A 16,198-nucleotide genomic window follows, 5' to 3' on the forward strand; every position below is an offset into this window, starting at 1 on the left:
AGGCCGTCTGTAAAAACTTTGCGGTTGGTGGATTTTTCAGCGTGTCTTGAGACACAGCCAGGAATATGCCCTTATAGGGCTAGAGCATGCCACCCGTTTTACGGGTGGTCATGACTAATTATTTGCTAGCAGTATCTTTAATGACATAAAATCCAGCTATTAATGCGTCAATTGTTAAATGCAAACTTTCATTTACACTTTGAGAAAGTCCAAATCCGTTGTTTTGATCCAATGAAGTAAATCCATGTAGAATACTTCTTAGTCCTCTTGTAGCGTGAATTGCACTATCTCCTTTTAAACCATAAGCAGCTAATACTTTTAAGACTACGTCTATAAGAGCATTTTCTTCAGCAATAAGATCCTCATCATTAAAGTCTGAAACATTATTGATAGAGGAATATAATCCAGGATGTTTCTTTGAAAAGCTTGTGTATGCGTCAGCCAGTGCATGAACAGCATCATCACCAGATTTGCCTATAGCAGCATTAGCCATATCTTCGCGAAGTTTTCGTATGCTGTATATACTTAATTTCTTTCTTAAATCTTGAATTCCATTAATATGATTATATAGGGAGGGTGTTTTAATATTCAAGAATTTAGATAAGGAAGCTAATGTAACTTCTTCCAAACCATTAGCATCAGCTAATTTTGATGTAGCTAGTAAAATTGTATTTATATCTAATCCAACTCTAGGTGACATATTTTTTCTCCTTTAGTTTAATTTCAGTATCATTAATTATTTTATCCATAGCGGCTTGAGGATTAATTAGCATATTCCCATGTCCTGTAGCCAAGATACTTGGATTTAGTCTTCTTAATTTTGTAGCACTTTCTAAAGAAACGATATTATTCCATGTGGCTAAAGCAGGGAAAGGAAATAAGACTTTCTTTTGTCCAGCAATGGCAAATCCACCTCTTACTTGAAAAGCATCTCCAGCAATCAGAATATTATTTCTTGTGTCCAAATATGCCATAGAGCCAGGGGTATGCCCAGGAGCAGATATTGCTAGTAATGAGCCTATCATATCTCCATCATTCAAGAAAATATCAGCTCGAGTTTTAAGGTTTTTTGGTACAGAACCCTTTATGGGTAAATTGCCTTCATCAGCATCTAAAGAGATATCTCCAGACATCAAACGTGAGTCCCTTTTAGACACATAGACTGGAACATTTTTCAATGTTTCTTTTAAAGCATCTAATGCACCTATGTGATCTCCGTGAACGTGTGTTAATAGAATTTTAGTTATAGGTTTACCGATTTTTTCAGAAGCTTTAATTATATCTTTATATCCGAAAGCAAGTGCTGCGTCTATTAATGTTAGGCCAGTTTCTTCTTCAACAAAATAGCAGTTTACTGGGAATAGAATAGGCATAAAAGTTAATTGATATACTGTTTTTTCTTGAATAAGTCTCATAATAACAACTCCTTTCATATAAAAACTAATATAATTAGTTTTTATAATATTATATTCTTGATTACAACTAATGTTATTAGTTTTTACAATAAAATAATTAGTTAAAAATAAATATACATAAAAAAGTTATAAAAGTTGTAAAATAAAAATGAAAAATTACTTAAAACGTACGATAAATATATAGATAGGGTTTTGAACTATTAAAGTAATATATAATGCAAAAATCATATTACATCTCACGGTCCAACTCTAAGTTGAAGCGTCTAAGAGCTGGACAGCGACATGTAAATTCTTTAATGCATTATATATATATAAGGATATTGAAAATAAAATTTAAAAGTGGGGGTTATATAATGGAATTTAACAATGAACAAATTAGTGAAATGGATGATATGAGTAGTTTTATATCAACTTTTGAAGAACTGGTGAAACATATAAAATTTATTGAAGAGATATCTGGTGATATCAATGATGTTGCCTCTAAAACAAATTTACTAGCACTTAATGCATCAATTGAAGCAGCAAGAGCAGGAGAAGCAGGAAGAGGATTTTCAGTTGTTGCAGAAGAAGTTAAAAAACTTTCTGTTAGCACAAAAGAATTAGTTTTAAGTATGAATGACGCAGTAAAAAAGATATATTCTCTTACTGAGGAAGCAAATGATAAAATTGATAAATTTAAAGCGAAAAAGTAGTATATAGTAAAGCAACAGATTTTTATCATTCAACTGACAAAAATCTGTTGCTTTTTTTTGGCAATATTACTATAGTTAAGTAGAATAAATTAACAATTAAAGTTTATAAAACTGTAGAATCTTCAACATAAAGTAAACTATATTATACTCGATAAAGTAAGTATAAAAATGATTATGAGAAGGGGTTTTAATATGGAATCAAAAATACTACTTGAATCTGGAACTGGAGAGTTAGAAATACTTGAGTTTTCCATTAGTAATAGACATTATGCTATTAATATTATAAAAATTAAAGAAATATTGGAAGTAAAATCAGAAAACCTAACTAAGTTACCCGAATCACACCCTGCTATTGCTGGATTAATTCTTAATAGAACTGAAATATTAACTGTAATTGATTTGAAGTATGTTATTGAAGGTACAAAGTGTCGTGATTTTAATAAATTGATTATATGTGAGTTCAATAAACTAAAAGTAGCTTTTATAATTGATGATGTTATTAAGGTACAAAGAATTAAGTGGCAAGAAATATTAAAACCTGATGATGTATCTACAAACTCACTAGTTGTAGGCAATATAATTATGAATGATACAATAGTACTAATGTTAGATTTTGAGAAAATAGTTACAGATATTAATCCAAGTACAGGAATTAGTGAAGATAGAATACATGAAGTTGACTATAAAGATAGGTCTAATATTAAACTAATGATAGCTGATGATTCAGCAATGATAAGAAAGTTACTTGAGAATACTCTTACTAAAGCAGGCTTTAAGAATATAAGTTTATTTAACGATGGAAAGCAAGCATTAGATTATTTGTTAAAATTAGCAGATGAAAAAGGTGCGAACTTCACTGATGATGTTCAACTTTTAATAACAGACATTGAAATGCCTCAAATGGATGGACATGCACTTACAAGAAATATAAAAGAAAATCCAATTTTAAGAAAGTTACCAGTTGTAATATTTTCATCGCTTATTACAAGTGACTTGAAGCATAAAGGTGTATCTGTTGGTGCGGATGGACAGCTAAGTAAACCAGAAGTTGGTGAACTAATTGAAATGGTAGATAGTTTAATATCAAAAAAACTAGGTAAATAATTCACATAAAAAAGACACAATTATAACATTGAAAGAACATAATAGAGGAGTAGTATTATATACAAGATAAGTTTTCTTTTTATAAATTTCTCCCCTTTAAAGCAGTTGGCAATTAATTTATTGTCAGCTGTTTTTTTATTATTTAAATAGTATTAGTTATATTAATATCTCTATCTTATTTAGTATAAATAAAATTTTATATTTAATACTAATAGAGTGACAGAAATTTATAAATCAAAGTTATAAATTTACAGAGCTTTGATAATAATAACTGTAATTAAATTTGGAGGTGACAATATTGCTAATAGAGTCAAAGAATAAGCAAGTATTAGCTGGAATTAAAGGAGTTGAAAGTGCATTAAGAAATAGCTCAAATCAATATAAAAGTGATAATGAAAGAATTGCATATAAAGAAGAATTAGATAAGGTTCGTGCAGTGATTAAAGGGATAGAAGACAATTGGGGAATAAAATCATAAAAAATATATAAGCTAATTAGGAATAGCATACTCTAAGAGGAGGCGTTAAAAATGTCAGGTAAGAAGGAGTTGACTCCAGTTCAACAACAATATCAAGACTTTGCAAAGGATAGAGAACCTAAACGTCCAGTAGTTAAGAACTGTATAAAAGCTTTTTTTGTAGGGGGAGCAATATGCACCTTTGGACAATTTTTGCAGTGGATCTTTATTACATACTTTAATTTTAAGGAAGAAACGGCTGGTGGTCCTACATCTGCAGTTTTAATAATTATATCTATTTTACTCACAGGATTTGGAGTATATGACCACATTGCCCAATGGGCAGGTGCAGGCACAGCAGTACCTGTAACTGGTTTTGCAAATACAATGGCTTCTGCAGCTATAGAACATAGAACGGAAGGATATGTATTAGGAGTAGGTGGAAATATGTTTAAACTCTCAGGGTCTGTAATAGTCTTTGGAGTTTTTTCAGCTTTTGTAGTATCTATAATAAAACTGATATTAAAGTGGATAGGTGTGATGTAAATGTTAAAAGGAAATCAAACATGGATATTTGAAACCAAACCAGTGATAATTTCATCAGCTGCAGTAGGTGGACCTTTTGAAGCTAAAGGGGCATTATCTGAGGATTTTGATTTGCTTCATGATGATGTATGGTTAGGTGAAGATAGTGTAGAAAAAGCTGAGAAGAAATTGCTTGAAGAAGCATGTGAAGCAGCTATAAATAAAGCAAACATGAAAAAAGAAGAAGTTCAATTTTTTATAAGTGGAGATTTAATGAATCAAATCATATCTAGTAGTTTTGCTGCACGTACATTAGGAATACCTTTCTTGGGGGTATTTGGAGCATGCTCAAGTGCTATGGAAGGTTTAGCATTAGCCTCTTTGTTGGTTGATAGTAAATCTGCTAAATATGTAGTTGCTGGGGCATCAAGTCACAATATAGCAGCTGAAAAACAATTTAGGTATCCAACTGAATATGGAGCTCAGAAGCCCCCAACAGCACAATGGACAGTTACAGGGGCTGGTGCAGGACTAGTTGCTCAAAAGGGAGATGGACCTAGAGTGACTTCAGCAACAATAGGCAAGATAGTGGATATGGGAATTTCAGATCCTTATAATATGGGTTCAGCTATGGCTCCAGCAGCAGTAGATACTATAGAAGCTCATTTTAGAGATTTAAATATCGAGCCATCTCACTATGATTTAATTGCTACAGGAGACTTAGGGAAAATAGGACATAAAATAGCTACAGATTTATTAGCAAAACATAATGTAAATATGTCAAGTACTGTATTTACGGATTGTGGAATGCTAATTTATAAGGAAGATCAGCCAGTGATGGCTGGTGCAAGTGGATGCGGTTGTTCAGCTACAGTTACATATGGTCACCTACTAAATAAGATGAAGAAGGGTGAATTAAAAAGAATATTAGTTATTGCAACAGGAGCATTATTATCTCCTTTATCATATCAACAAAAGGAAAGTATACCTTGTATTGCTCATGCAGTTTCTATAGAGATGTAAAGAGAGGTGTTATTAAGTGGGAATTTTTATATGGGCGTTTATAATTGGAGGAGTAATATGCGTTATCGGGCAAATAATGATGGATGTATTTAAACTTACGCCTGCACATACAATGAGTACTTTAGTTGTTGCAGGAGCAATATTAGGAGGATTGGGTTTATATGATTCCTTAGTAAAGTTTGCTGGCGCAGGTGCATCAGTTCCAATAAGTAGCTTTGGTAACTCCTTAGTAAAGGGAGCATTAATGGAGGCTGAACAAACAGGAATTATTGGAGTATTAACAGGAATATTTGAGATTACCAGTTCAGGAATATCAGCTGCAATAATTTTTGCGTTTATTGCATCACTTATTTTTAAACCAAAGGGTTAATATATATGCTTTTTATTAGTAAGGGAAGAAAATATCTTCTCTTATATTTTTTTGAAATGTTATTGTTAAATTTTGTCAATTTACTCCTTGTTTGAATACTATATCTTGTACTTAATATTCTATGGAGGATTAAAATTGAAAAAGGTAGAAACAACAAAGAAGATGGGGCAATTTCCTAAAATGAGTAATTGTGTACCACAAGAAACAGTTATAAAAGATGTAAGATTAGCTGCAGCATATGTTCCTTATGAAAATCTATGTGCTCTTTTTACACCAGTAGAAGCATTAAAGAGAGGTACAGCATTCCCAGAGCTTTATAGTCCTTATGAAGGGAATGAAAAGGAAGCTTATCAAATGAAATTGGCTGGAAAGGAGAGAGAAACCTATGAAGAATGAAATGCATGATATGAATGAAAAAGAATTATTAAAACAACTTCGAGCTGCAAACTTTATGAAAGTAGATTTAGGTTTATTTCTCAATACTCATCCAATGGATGGAGAGGCATTAAAAGAATTTAATTTTTATGTAATGGAATGTAGAAGATTAAAAGAAGCTTATGAGATGCATTGTGGTATGTTAACTCAACATGACTCATTAAGCCCATATCCATGGCAATGGATATGTGAACCTTGGCCATGGGAAGAAGAAGCTAATTCTAAGCTTGAAAGGGAGGAAAAATAGTTTATGTGGACATACGATAAGTTCTTAGAATATCCAGTTAAAATTAAAAATCCTAATCCAAAGATGGCAAAAATAATAATTACTCAATATGGAGGGCCAGATGGAGAATTAGGCGCTTCATTAAGATATTTAAGTCAAAGATTTTCTATGCTCACTCCTCAAGCTATAGCTACCTGTAATGACATAGGAACAGAAGAATTAGCACATCTAGAAATGGTAGGTGCAATTGTTCGTCAATTAATGAAGGGTGCAAGTCGTGAAGAGATAGAAAAAGGTGGAATGAGTGGATACTATACAGATCATGGAAAAGGAATATATCCTGTAAGTGCAGATGGAGTACCATTTAATGCATCATATATTCAATCAAAAGGAGATCCCATTGTAGATTTAACAGAAGACTTAGCAGCAGAACAAAAAGCAAGAGCAACCTATGAATATTTAATTAATATGGCTGATGATCCAGATGTAATAGAACCATTAAAATTCTTGAGAGAGAGGGAAGTTGTTCACTATCAAAGATTTGGTGAAGCTCTTAGAATAGTTCAAGATTACCTTCAAGAACCACATTTATTTGTAATGCCTAAACCAGAATCAATGAAATAAGTTTAACCCAAAAGCAGAATAATTATTTCGCATTTAGGAATGTGGAAATAGAGGAAAGTGTACCACTTTAGTAAGAGGTACACTTTCCTATTTTAATATACTTTTATAAAAGGTCATTTATGAATTAAATTATAAGTATTCTTACAACTTATTTCACTACCATTGCAACTTATACACTCAATTATGCATCATACAGTCTAGCTGGTTGAAGGAGATAAATTACTAACATATAATTAAATCATAGTAAGAGGGAGGGATTTAAAATGAAAATAACGATAGAAAATATCCCTGAAGGAAGTGAACCAGAGATAATAGTAAGATGTAATGAAATAGATGAATCTTTATTGCAGCTTATTTATTCAATTAAATCATCATCTAAGAAACTAATTGGTCTCACAGGCTTACAAATGAATATTATCAATCCGAAAGATGTTTTCTATTTTGAAGCAGTAGATAACAAAGTATTTATTTATTGTAAGGAAAAGGTCTACGAGTCAAGACTAAGGTTATATGAGCTTGAAACAGAATATGAGAACTTAGGATTCTTTAGAGCCTCAAAATCAACTGTTCTTAATATTTCAAAAATAAAATCTTTAAACCCAGTTTTTTATGGAAAATTTGAAGCCTTGCTACTAAATGGAGAGAAAGTGTATATATCTAGACAATATGTTCCTATCTTAAAAAAGAAATTAAATTTATAAAGGAGAGGTTATTATGGAAATTAGAGAATATTTAAAATCTATGGTTAAGGATTTTATTACTGCTTGCGGATTCCTAATGGTACTGATGGCTATATATTTAGGGTTGTATTCTATAACAGAAATTAACGTTTCATTTTTATTTCAAATTATAATAATAGCTTTATCTTTTACGTTTTATAAGTTTGCTTTTATTAATAAGTTTGAATTAAAAGAAAAGGCTAATATCATTAATTTCTCAATTTGCACTACATTGGCAGATATAATGATAATAGTATGGTTATGGTTATTTAGCCCAAGAAATATCATAGATAATGAAAATATAGTAGTTTATATAATAATTATTTTTGTTGTAAAGGCAGTAGTTTTTGCAATGATGTATATTAATGGACGTGAGGAAGCAAAAGAACTAAACGAAAAGCTAAATGAATATAAGAAGAGTGCAGCTAAATAAAATTGAAAAGAACAATTTATCATACCCCAAGCAGTTGTAGGTTATAGGCTATAGTTGTTTGGGGTATAGTAATATAAATAAAATATGAAAGGAGTCTAAAAAATGCCAAAAACAATGGAAAGAATAGCAAATAGATTGATTAATGAAAAATCACATTATCTTTTACAACATGCCCATAATCCAGTAGACTGGTATAGTTGGTCTGATGAAGCATTTGGAAAGGCAAAGACAGAAGATAAGCCGGTATTTTTATCAATAGGGTATAGCACTTGTCACTGGTGTCATGTAATGGAACGTGAATCGTTTGAGGATGAAGAAGTGGCAGAAGTTTTAAATAAACATTTCATTTCTATTAAAGTTGATAGAGAGGAAAGAGCAGATATAGATAGTATATATATGACTTTTTGCCAACTTTATACTGGTAGTGGAGGTTGGCCATTAACAGTTATCCTTACTCCAGATAAGAAGCCTTTTTTTGCAGGAACATATTTTCCAAAGAAAAGTAGACATGGTTCAATAGGTATAATAGAATTGCTAAACAAGATAAATGACATTTGGGAAAATGATAGAGAAAAATTTAATACAACTTGCGATGAAATGCTTAAGGAAATAAAAAAATATGATAAAAATAATGATAAAGAAGAGCTAAATGAAAAGATAATAAATAACACTGCTTTGCAGTTAAAACAATATTTTCAAAGAGATTATGGAGGTTTTAGCAGAGCGCCTAAGTTTCCTGTACCACATAATTTATATTTCTTACTAAGGTATTATTATCAAAATAAAGATCATGAAGTTTTAAAAATAATAGAGAAGAATCTTCAGTGCATGTACAAAGGTGGGATCTTTGACCATATAGGATTTGGATTTTCAAGATATTCTACAGATAATAAATGGTTGGTACCACATTTTGAAAAAATGTTATATGATAATGCACTATTATCCTTGGTATATACAGAAACATATAGCTTAACTGGCGATAGGCAATATGAGGAAGTGGCAGAGAAAATTTATGCTTACTTACTAAGGGATATGCTTTCACCTGAAGGAGCGTTTTATTCTGCTGAGGACGCAGACTCTGAAGGAGTTGAAGGAAAGTTTTATGTATGGACATTGGATGAATTAATGAGAGTGTTAGGTGATGAGGAAGGAAAAATTTATGCTGACATATATGATATAACTAATAGAGGAAATTTTGAAGGGAAAAGCATACCTAATCTAATAGATGGGGATTTAGAAAAAATGCAGAAATACACGGAACTGCAAAGGCGTTTAGAAAACAGCAGGAAAAAGTTATTTGAATATAGAGAGAAAAGAGTTCATCCTTTTAAGGATGATAAGATTTTGACTTCTTGGAATGGGTTAGCGATTGCATCGTTTAGTAATGGCGGGAAGATATTTAAAAAGCCTGATTATATTAAAGTGGCTAGGAAATCAGCTGATTTTATATTAAATAAATTAGTAAATAAAGATGGGAGGCTTCTTGCAAGGTATAGAGATGGAGAAGCAGCAAGTCTAGCAGTTCTAGAAGATTATGCGTTTTTAGTCTGGGGGCTTATAGAACTTTATGAAGCATGCTTTGATACTAAATATTTAGAAAAGGCCATAGAATTAAATGAGCAGATGATAGAACTCTTTTGGGATAAAGATAATGGGGGATTTTATCTCTATGGCAAGGATAGTGAGGAATTAATATTAAGACCTAAGGAAATATATGATGGAGCACTTCCTTCAGGAAATTCAGTTGCTTTATTAAATCTAATAAAACTTAATAGTCTAACAGGAAGTCTAAAATATGAAGAATTTATTGAAAAGCAAATAAATGCTTTTAGTGGAACAGTAAAGGAAAATCCTATAGGATATGTGAATTTTATTACAGCTTTTATGTATAACATAAGTTCCATAAGGGAGATAGTTATAGCCGGAAGCATAGGAGAAGAATTTGTAGAGAAATCTTTAGATATAATAAATGATAAATATAATCCGTTTCAATCAATAATCTTAAATAACGGAGACTCAAGACTTTACAAAATTAATAGTCTTGTAGAAATCCAAGGGAAAGCAGAAGGTAAAAGTATGATGTTTATATGTGAAAACTTTACCTGTGGAAATACAATGGATAACATAGAGCAAGTAAAGAAGTTTTTCAACTAATCTAATTTTTGAGATAAATATTACTATAATTTATATAATACATTTCACCAAATTGCAGATACTATTTAGAAGAGAGGAGGAATTATTATGGCAGATGAAAAAGTAAAAGATAGATTTATGGAAGTACCAATAGAACAACATGTAACAGCTGCTTGGGCCAATGAAGATAAAACAAAGCCAGTTTCAAAAGTAGTTATTCCTAGTGAAATGGATGTAAGGAATGCTAAAGAATATGTAGACTCAAATGAAAAATAATAAAATTTAATTAATTAAAAGAGCTATCTTTATTAAGATAGCTCTTTTAATATTTATTAGTACTCCATTTCGGCTAGTCTTCTATAGAAATCATATCTATCACGAGCATGTTCTTCAGATAGCTTAAACATTTCTTCAACCCTATCAGGGAATACATTCTTTAATGAAGAGTAGCGGATTTCTCCATTAATAAAATCTTGGTAAGAACCTTTTGGTTCCTTAGAATCTAGTATAAATGGATTCTTGCCTTGAATCTTTAATAGAGGGTTATATCTATATAGTTGCCAATAACCTGATTCAACAGCTTTCTTTTCTTCAGCTATACTAGTTCCCATACCAGTTTTAATACCATGACTGATACAAGGAGCATAAGCAATAATCAATGAAGTTCCATGATAAGCTTCTGCCTCAGAAATAGCTTTTACGGTTTGATTCATATTTGCACCCATAGCTATTTGTGTAACATAAACATGACCGTAACTCATAGCCATTAAACCAAGATCTTTCTTTCTCATATTTTTACCGCCAGCAGCAAATTTAGCAATTGCACCTGTAGGTGTTGATTTAGATGACTGACCTCCAGTATTTGAATATATCTCTGTATCCATAACAAAAATATTAACATCGTCACCTAAGGATAATACATGGTCAAGTCCTCCGTAACCAATATCATATGCCCAACCATCTCCACCAAGTAACCAATGAGATTTCTTGATTAGGTAATCTTTTCTGTCCATTATATCTTTTAGTACTTTGTTTTCATTAAGATTTTCTTTACCTAATAAATCTAATATTTTGCTGGTAGCAGATTTTGAAATATCAGGATCATCAATTCCGCTTAGCCACTCATTAAAGGCATCCTTGAGTCCGGAATTTATATTCATAGTTACAGCTTCTCTCATTAAGTCAGCTAATTTTTCTCTCATTTGCTTAACTGCTAAGAACATTCCATATCCATATTCAGCATTATCCTCAAATAGAGAATTACCCCAAGAAGGTCCTTTGCCAAAATCATTTGTAGAATAAGCAATGGCTGGTGCGCTACCTCCCCAGATTGAAGAACATCCAGTAGCATTAGCAATCATCATTCTATCGCCATAAAGCTGAGTTAACAGTTTGATATAAGGTGTTTCACCACAACCAGGGCAAGCGCCATTGAATTCTAATAGTGGTCTTGCGAATTGACTGCCCTTTAAGGAATGTAAATCCATTAATCCTTCTTTAGGAATTACCTTAATAGCATACTCAAAGTTTTCAGCTTGTTCTTTAATTTGTTCTTCAGCAGATCGCATTATTAAAGCCTTACCTGGAGCTGGACAAACATCTGCACAGTTTCCACAACCGGTACAATCAAGCGGACTTATTTGAATACGATAGTGTAACTTTTCAAATCCACCTTTTCCCATTGGAGTCTTAGTATAGAAGGTTTCAGGAGCTTTCTCTTTCTCTTCATCAGTTAATAAGCAAGCTCTAATAACAGCATGAGGACAAACTAATGAACATTGATTACATTGAATACACTTATCAATTTGCCATTCTGGAATTTTTACAGCAATACCTCTCTTTTCGTATGCAGTTATACCTAAAGGGAAAGTACCATCTTCCATTCCATTAAATGCACTTACAGGGAGTTCATCTCCTTCTTGTCTTGCCATAGGTCTTTCAATTTTTGTAATAAATTCTGGTACTTGCTTCTTCTCTGGAAGATTATCTTCTGCATTTGCCCATCCAGATGGAATGGTAACCTTATGGGCTGCTGTTGCACCTCTATCTATAGCAGCCTTATTAGCATCAACAATATTTTGGCCTTTCTTGCCATAAGTCTTTTCAACAGAATTCTTTAAATATTCCATTGCCTGTTCTATAGGAATAATATTAGCTAATTTAAAGAATGCAGATTGCATTACCATGTTAATTCTAGTACCTAATCCAACTTCTTGTGAAATTGATATAGCATCTACTGTATAGAATTGAATATCATTTTGAGCTATATATTTCTTTACAGATGCAGGAAGTTTATCTTCTAGTTCTTCATCTGACCAAGGGCAATTCAATACAAAGGTTCCATTTTTCTTTAAACCTCTTAATACGTCTAGATTATATAAAAATGATTTATTATGACAAGCTATATAATCTGCTTCAAAAACTAGATAAGGAGATTTTATTGGATTTTTACCGAATCTTAAATGGGATACAGTACTTCCACCTGATTTTTTACTATCGTAAGAGAAGTAAGCCTGTGAATAAAGATCAGTATTATCACCTATAATTTTTATTGCAGTTTTATTAGCACCAACTGTTCCATCAGAGCCTAAACCATAGAATTTACACCTTATAGTCCCTTCTGGAGTAGTTTCAATTGGTTCAGCTTCAGGAAGTGATGTATGAGTAACATCATCTACGATACCTATTGTGAACTTATCTTTTGGCTGAGCTTCTTTTAGGTTATTGAATACAGCTAGAATTTGAGATGGTCTTGTGTCTTTAGAAGCTAATCCATATCTTCCTCCAACTACTAGTGGCTTATTTGGTTCATTATAAAGGACTTTTAAAATATCAAGATATAAAGGTTCACCTACTGAACCTGGTTCTTTAGTTCTATCAAGAACAGCTATCTTTTTAACTGACTTAGGAAGAACATTGAAGAAATAATTGCAAGCAAATGGTCTATATAGATGTACTTTAAGCACACCAACCTTTTCACCTTTTTTCATCAAATAATCAACAGTTTCTTCAATAGTATCGCATACTGATCCCATAGCTATAATTATGTTTTCTGCGTTTGGATCTCCATAATAATCAAAAGGATGATATACTCTGCCTGTTATTTTTTCAATTTCTCTCATATAATTTTCTACGATATCTGGTGTAGCATCATAGAATTTGTTTGAAGCTTCTCTTTGTTGAAAATAAATATCAGGATTTTGAGCAGTTCCCTTTAGGGTAGGGTGCTCAGGATTTAGAGCTCTATTTCTAAATTCTTGTAATGCATTATAATCTATAAGTTTTGCAACATCATCATAATCTATAACTTCTATTTTTTGAATTTCATGAGAAGTTCTAAAACCATCAAAAAAATGTACAAATGGTACTCTTGATTTAATGGCAGATAAATGTGCAACGTTTGCTAAATCCATAACTTCCTGAACATTAGAAGAAGCTAATAAAGCAACTCCAGTTTGTCTTACAGCCATAACATCTTGGTGATCTCCAAAAATAGAAAGAGCATGGGTAGCAATAGCACGAGCACTTACATGAAGAACTCCTGGCAATAACTCTCCAGCAAGTCTATATAGGTTAGGGATCATTAATAGTAATCCTTGAGAAGCAGTATAGGTAGTTGTTAGTGCACCTGCAACTAGAGAACCATGAACTGCACCTGCAGCCCCTGCTTCAGATTGCATTTCTACGATTTTTACTGGCTGTCCAAATATATTCTTTTTACCATGGGCAGACCATTCATCAACACCTTCTGCCATAGGAGTTGATGGGGTTATTGGATAAATAGCAGCTACTTCTGTAAAAGCGTATGAAGCCTCAGCTGCAGCTTGGTTTCCATCCATGGTTTTCATTTTCTTAGGCATATCAATTCCTCCTTAATTAGTAGTATATAATCTATTAAAGTTAATTCATTAATTTATGCTTAATGAACTAGTTTATTAGATTACATAGGTTAAATAATTCATATTCCTCACTAGTATTTACAAAGATTAGATTATGAATTCATAAAGGAGATAAATTTTTGAATATTTTTATTTTGTTTAGAGAAAACTTATGCTGAAAATGTAAATGTTGGAGGAATGAATATATGAGTGAGACTATTTTAGAGAAAGCTGAAGGTCGTGTAAGCTATCATGATTCTGTAGAAGAGATGGTAAAAAGAATCAGAGAAGACGGTATGTCAAATGTATTTGATAGATGGGCATTACAAGAAAAAATAAGATGTAAGTTTTGTCTTGAAGGATTAAGCTGCCAATTATGCTCTCAAGGACCTTGTAGAATTAGTGAAAAAGGAGGTCAAGTTAAAGGCGTATGTGGAATAGGACCAGATGCGATGGCTATGAGAAATCTCTTGCTACAGAATATTATGGGAGCAGGTACATATAGTCATCATGCTTATGAAGCATTCAGAACACTTAAGGCAACAGGAGAAGGTAAAACACCATTTAAAATCAAAGATGAAAATAAACTTAAATGGATGTGTGAGAAATTAGGTGTTAGTACTAATCAAGAGATTAATAAAATGGCAATTGAATTAGCTGAATTACTAGAAGAACAAATGAAAATAGATTCTGAAGACAAGAATTTAATGGTTGAAGTTTTTGCACCTAAAAAGAGAAAAGAAGTATGGAGAAAATTAGGTATATATCCAGCAGGAGTACAACATGAAGAACAGAATAGCGTAGCGAGCTGTTTAACTAATGTTGATGGAAATTATGCTTCTCTTGCAATTAAGGCACTGAAGCTAGGTTTAGCAACTATATATAATGCTCAAATAGGCTTAGAAATGACTCAAGACATTTTATTTGGAACTCCAATGCCTCATGAGGTAAATGTTGACTTAGGAATTATGGATCCAGATTATGTAAATATAGTATTTAATGGACACCAGCCATGGGCAGGAGCTAGAACTATTGAAAAGGCAAGAATGGCTGAGGTCCAAGAAAAAGCAAAAGCAGCAGGTGCTAAGGGGCTTCGTGTAGTAGGTTCAATAGAGACTGGCCAAGAATTACTTCAAAGATTTGAAGTTGATGATGTCTTTGTAGGATTAATGGGAAATTGGCTTGCCATAGAGCCATTGCTTGCGACTGGAACAGTAGATGTAATGGCTATGGAAGAAAACTGTTCTCCACCAGCTATTGATCATTATGCAGAAAAATACCAAGCAACTTTAGTGGCAATAAGTACAATTATAGATATACCAGGACTTCAACATAAAATACCATATCATCCAGATAAGGTAGATGAAATGACTGATGCGTTGATTGATCTAGCTATTGAAAACTTTAAAAAGCGTAAGGATAATGTTAAACCAATGGTTCCAAAGATAGTACAAAAGGCAATAGCTGGATTCTCAACAGAGGCTGTGCTTGGAGCTCTTGGAAATAAGCTAGATCCATTAGTAGATGTGATCTCAGCTGGAAAAATTAAAGGGGTAGTAGCTCTTGCTAATTGCTCTACATTAAGAAATGGCCCTCAAGACTGGAATACAGTAAATCTTACAAAAGAACTTATTAAGAAAAATATTCTTGTGGTAAGTGGAGGATGTGGAAATCATGCACTTGAGGTAGCAGGTTTATGTAGTTTAGAAGCAGCAAATATGGCTGGTGAAGGATTAAAAGAAGTATGTACTATGTTAAAGATTCCACCAGTATTAAGCTTTGGAACATGTACTGATACTGGAAGAATATCAATGCTTGTTACAGCACTTGCAGATCATTTAGATGTAGATGTGCCACAATTACCTATAGCTGTAACTGCACCAGAATGGATGGAACAAAAAGCAACAATAGATGGAGTATTTGCAGTGGCATATGGTGCATATACCCACCTATCACCAACACCGTTTGTAACTGGAGCACCTGAATTAGTTAAACTTCTTACTCAAGATGTTGAAGGATTAACAGGCGGGAAAGTTGCATTAGGAGATGATCCTGTAGAGGTTGCAAATGGTATAGAAGCTCATATTAATGCAAAGAGAAAAGGGTTAGGATTAAGTTAAATAAGGAATGAATAAGAATCATAAAGAGATTGAATAATTATTTC

The 16,198-nt window shown here is 32.4% G+C and carries 17 protein-coding genes; 14 read left to right on the plus strand and 3 right to left on the minus strand.

Going from position 1 to position 16,198, the window contains the following annotated elements; genetic code table 11:
* Positions 1 to 118 precede the first annotated feature (118 nt).
* On the minus strand, positions 119 to 700 hold the full coding sequence (locus tag JK634_RS02655; protein ID WP_202766076.1) for a TetR-like C-terminal domain-containing protein: 582 nt from the start codon (positions 698 to 700) through the stop codon (positions 119 to 121).
* Positions 690 to 1,415 carry an MBL fold metallo-hydrolase gene (locus tag JK634_RS02660; protein WP_202766077.1) on the minus strand — a complete coding sequence of 242 codons (726 nt, stop codon included), beginning with the start codon at positions 1,413 to 1,415 and terminating at the stop codon, positions 690 to 692. The genes JK634_RS02655 and JK634_RS02660 overlap by 11 nt, the downstream gene beginning before the upstream one ends.
* Before the next feature lie 353 nt (positions 1,416 to 1,768).
* Between JK634_RS02660 and JK634_RS02665 the strand changes: the two genes are divergently transcribed.
* The 13 genes from JK634_RS02665 (at position 1,769) to JK634_RS02725 (ending at position 10,432) form a co-directional block, all read left to right on the plus strand.
* Positions 1,769 to 2,107, plus strand: a complete 339-nt coding sequence (locus JK634_RS02665; protein WP_274601332.1) for a methyl-accepting chemotaxis protein — start codon at positions 1,769 to 1,771, stop codon at positions 2,105 to 2,107.
* Between the two features lie 192 nt (positions 2,108 to 2,299).
* Positions 2,300 to 3,211 (plus strand): chemotaxis protein, encoded by a 912-nt coding sequence (locus JK634_RS02670; protein ID WP_202766078.1) that lies wholly within the window; start codon positions 2,300 to 2,302, stop codon positions 3,209 to 3,211.
* A 298-nt stretch (positions 3,212 to 3,509) separates the two neighbouring features.
* Positions 3,510 to 3,689 carry a hypothetical protein gene (locus JK634_RS02675; RefSeq protein WP_202766079.1) on the plus strand — a complete coding sequence of 60 codons (180 nt, stop codon included), beginning with the start codon at positions 3,510 to 3,512 and terminating at the stop codon, positions 3,687 to 3,689.
* A gap of 51 nt (positions 3,690 to 3,740) precedes the next feature.
* The gene (gene spoVAC / locus JK634_RS02680; protein ID WP_202766080.1) at positions 3,741 to 4,214 is read left to right on the plus strand and encodes a stage V sporulation protein AC; all 474 of its coding nucleotides are present in this window, start codon (positions 3,741 to 3,743) and stop codon (positions 4,212 to 4,214) included.
* Positions 4,215 to 5,216: a stage V sporulation protein AD gene (spoVAD, locus tag JK634_RS02685; RefSeq protein WP_202766081.1), complete on the plus strand. Its 1,002-nt coding sequence runs from the start codon at positions 4,215 to 4,217 to the stop codon at positions 5,214 to 5,216.
* Between the two features lie 16 nt (positions 5,217 to 5,232).
* The gene (spoVAE, locus tag JK634_RS02690; RefSeq protein ID WP_202766082.1) at positions 5,233 to 5,586 is read left to right on the plus strand and encodes a stage V sporulation protein AE; all 354 of its coding nucleotides are present in this window, start codon (positions 5,233 to 5,235) and stop codon (positions 5,584 to 5,586) included.
* Positions 5,587 to 5,721: 135 nt separating this feature from the next.
* Positions 5,722 to 5,982, plus strand: a complete 261-nt coding sequence (locus JK634_RS02695; RefSeq protein WP_243425544.1) for a spore coat associated protein CotJA — start codon at positions 5,722 to 5,724, stop codon at positions 5,980 to 5,982.
* Positions 5,972 to 6,268 carry a spore coat protein CotJB gene (locus JK634_RS02700; protein ID WP_202766083.1) on the plus strand — a complete coding sequence of 99 codons (297 nt, stop codon included), beginning with the start codon at positions 5,972 to 5,974 and terminating at the stop codon, positions 6,266 to 6,268. The genes JK634_RS02695 and JK634_RS02700 overlap by 11 nt, the downstream gene beginning before the upstream one ends.
* Positions 6,269 to 6,271: 3 nt before the next feature.
* Positions 6,272 to 6,871, plus strand: a complete 600-nt coding sequence (locus JK634_RS02705) for a manganese catalase family protein (protein WP_202766084.1) — start codon at positions 6,272 to 6,274, stop codon at positions 6,869 to 6,871.
* 263 nt (positions 6,872 to 7,134) lie between these two features.
* Positions 7,135 to 7,572, plus strand: coding sequence for a LytTR family DNA-binding domain-containing protein (locus JK634_RS02710; protein ID WP_202766085.1), 438 nt, complete (start codon positions 7,135 to 7,137; stop codon positions 7,570 to 7,572).
* A gap of 13 nt (positions 7,573 to 7,585) precedes the next feature.
* Positions 7,586 to 8,023: a DUF3021 family protein gene (locus tag JK634_RS02715; protein ID WP_202766086.1), complete on the plus strand. Its 438-nt coding sequence runs from the start codon at positions 7,586 to 7,588 to the stop codon at positions 8,021 to 8,023.
* A 102-nt stretch (positions 8,024 to 8,125) separates the two neighbouring features.
* Positions 8,126 to 10,177: a thioredoxin domain-containing protein gene (locus JK634_RS02720; RefSeq protein ID WP_243425545.1), complete on the plus strand. Its 2,052-nt coding sequence runs from the start codon at positions 8,126 to 8,128 to the stop codon at positions 10,175 to 10,177.
* Positions 10,178 to 10,264: 87 nt separating this feature from the next.
* Entirely contained in the window at positions 10,265 to 10,432 is a 168-nt protein-coding gene (locus tag JK634_RS02725; RefSeq protein WP_202766087.1) for a CDIF630_02480 family spore surface protein, read from the plus strand.
* A 56-nt stretch (positions 10,433 to 10,488) separates the two neighbouring features.
* Here the strand turns inward: JK634_RS02725 and nifJ are convergent, their stop codons facing one another.
* Complete coding sequence (gene nifJ / locus JK634_RS02730; protein WP_202766088.1) at positions 10,489 to 14,016, minus strand: pyruvate:ferredoxin (flavodoxin) oxidoreductase; 3,528 nt, start codon at positions 14,014 to 14,016, stop codon at positions 10,489 to 10,491.
* 224 nt (positions 14,017 to 14,240) lie between these two features.
* Between nifJ and cooS the strand changes: the two genes are divergently transcribed.
* Complete coding sequence (gene cooS / locus JK634_RS02735; RefSeq protein ID WP_202766089.1) at positions 14,241 to 16,154, plus strand: anaerobic carbon-monoxide dehydrogenase catalytic subunit; 1,914 nt, start codon at positions 14,241 to 14,243, stop codon at positions 16,152 to 16,154.
* Positions 16,155 to 16,198 lie beyond the last annotated feature (44 nt).

This window comes from Clostridium paridis, from assembly GCF_016765615.1.
In the GTDB taxonomy this organism is placed as follows: domain Bacteria; phylum Bacillota; class Clostridia; order Clostridiales; family Clostridiaceae; genus Clostridium_T; species Clostridium_T paridis.

Bases quoted from the DNA above. Each gene is read 5' to 3' on its own strand.
- JK634_RS02705 (WP_202766084.1), top strand. From the start codon at position 6,272: ATGTGGACATACGATAAGTTCTTAGAATATCCAGTTAAAATTAAAAAT.
- JK634_RS02715 (WP_202766086.1), top strand. From the start codon at position 7,586: ATGGAAATTAGAGAATATTTAAAATCTATGGTTAAGGATTTTATTACT.
- nifJ (WP_202766088.1), bottom strand. From the start codon at position 14,016: ATGCCTAAGAAAATGAAAACCATGGATGGAAACCAAGCTGCAGCTGAG.
- JK634_RS02710 (WP_202766085.1), top strand. From the start codon at position 7,135: ATGAAAATAACGATAGAAAATATCCCTGAAGGAAGTGAACCAGAGATA.
- JK634_RS02725 (WP_202766087.1), top strand. From the start codon at position 10,265: ATGGCAGATGAAAAAGTAAAAGATAGATTTATGGAAGTACCAATAGAA.
- JK634_RS02655 (WP_202766076.1), bottom strand. From the start codon at position 700: ATGTCACCTAGAGTTGGATTAGATATAAATACAATTTTACTAGCTACA.
- JK634_RS02670 (WP_202766078.1), top strand. From the start codon at position 2,300: ATGGAATCAAAAATACTACTTGAATCTGGAACTGGAGAGTTAGAAATA.
- spoVAD (WP_202766081.1), top strand. From the start codon at position 4,215: ATGTTAAAAGGAAATCAAACATGGATATTTGAAACCAAACCAGTGATA.
- cooS (WP_202766089.1), top strand. From the start codon at position 14,241: ATGAGTGAGACTATTTTAGAGAAAGCTGAAGGTCGTGTAAGCTATCAT.
- spoVAC (WP_202766080.1), top strand. From the start codon at position 3,741: ATGTCAGGTAAGAAGGAGTTGACTCCAGTTCAACAACAATATCAAGAC.
- JK634_RS02700 (WP_202766083.1), top strand. From the start codon at position 5,972: ATGAAGAATGAAATGCATGATATGAATGAAAAAGAATTATTAAAACAA.
- JK634_RS02720 (WP_243425545.1), top strand. From the start codon at position 8,126: ATGCCAAAAACAATGGAAAGAATAGCAAATAGATTGATTAATGAAAAA.
- JK634_RS02660 (WP_202766077.1), bottom strand. From the start codon at position 1,415: ATGAGACTTATTCAAGAAAAAACAGTATATCAATTAACTTTTATGCCT.
- JK634_RS02665 (WP_274601332.1), top strand. From the start codon at position 1,769: ATGGAATTTAACAATGAACAAATTAGTGAAATGGATGATATGAGTAGT.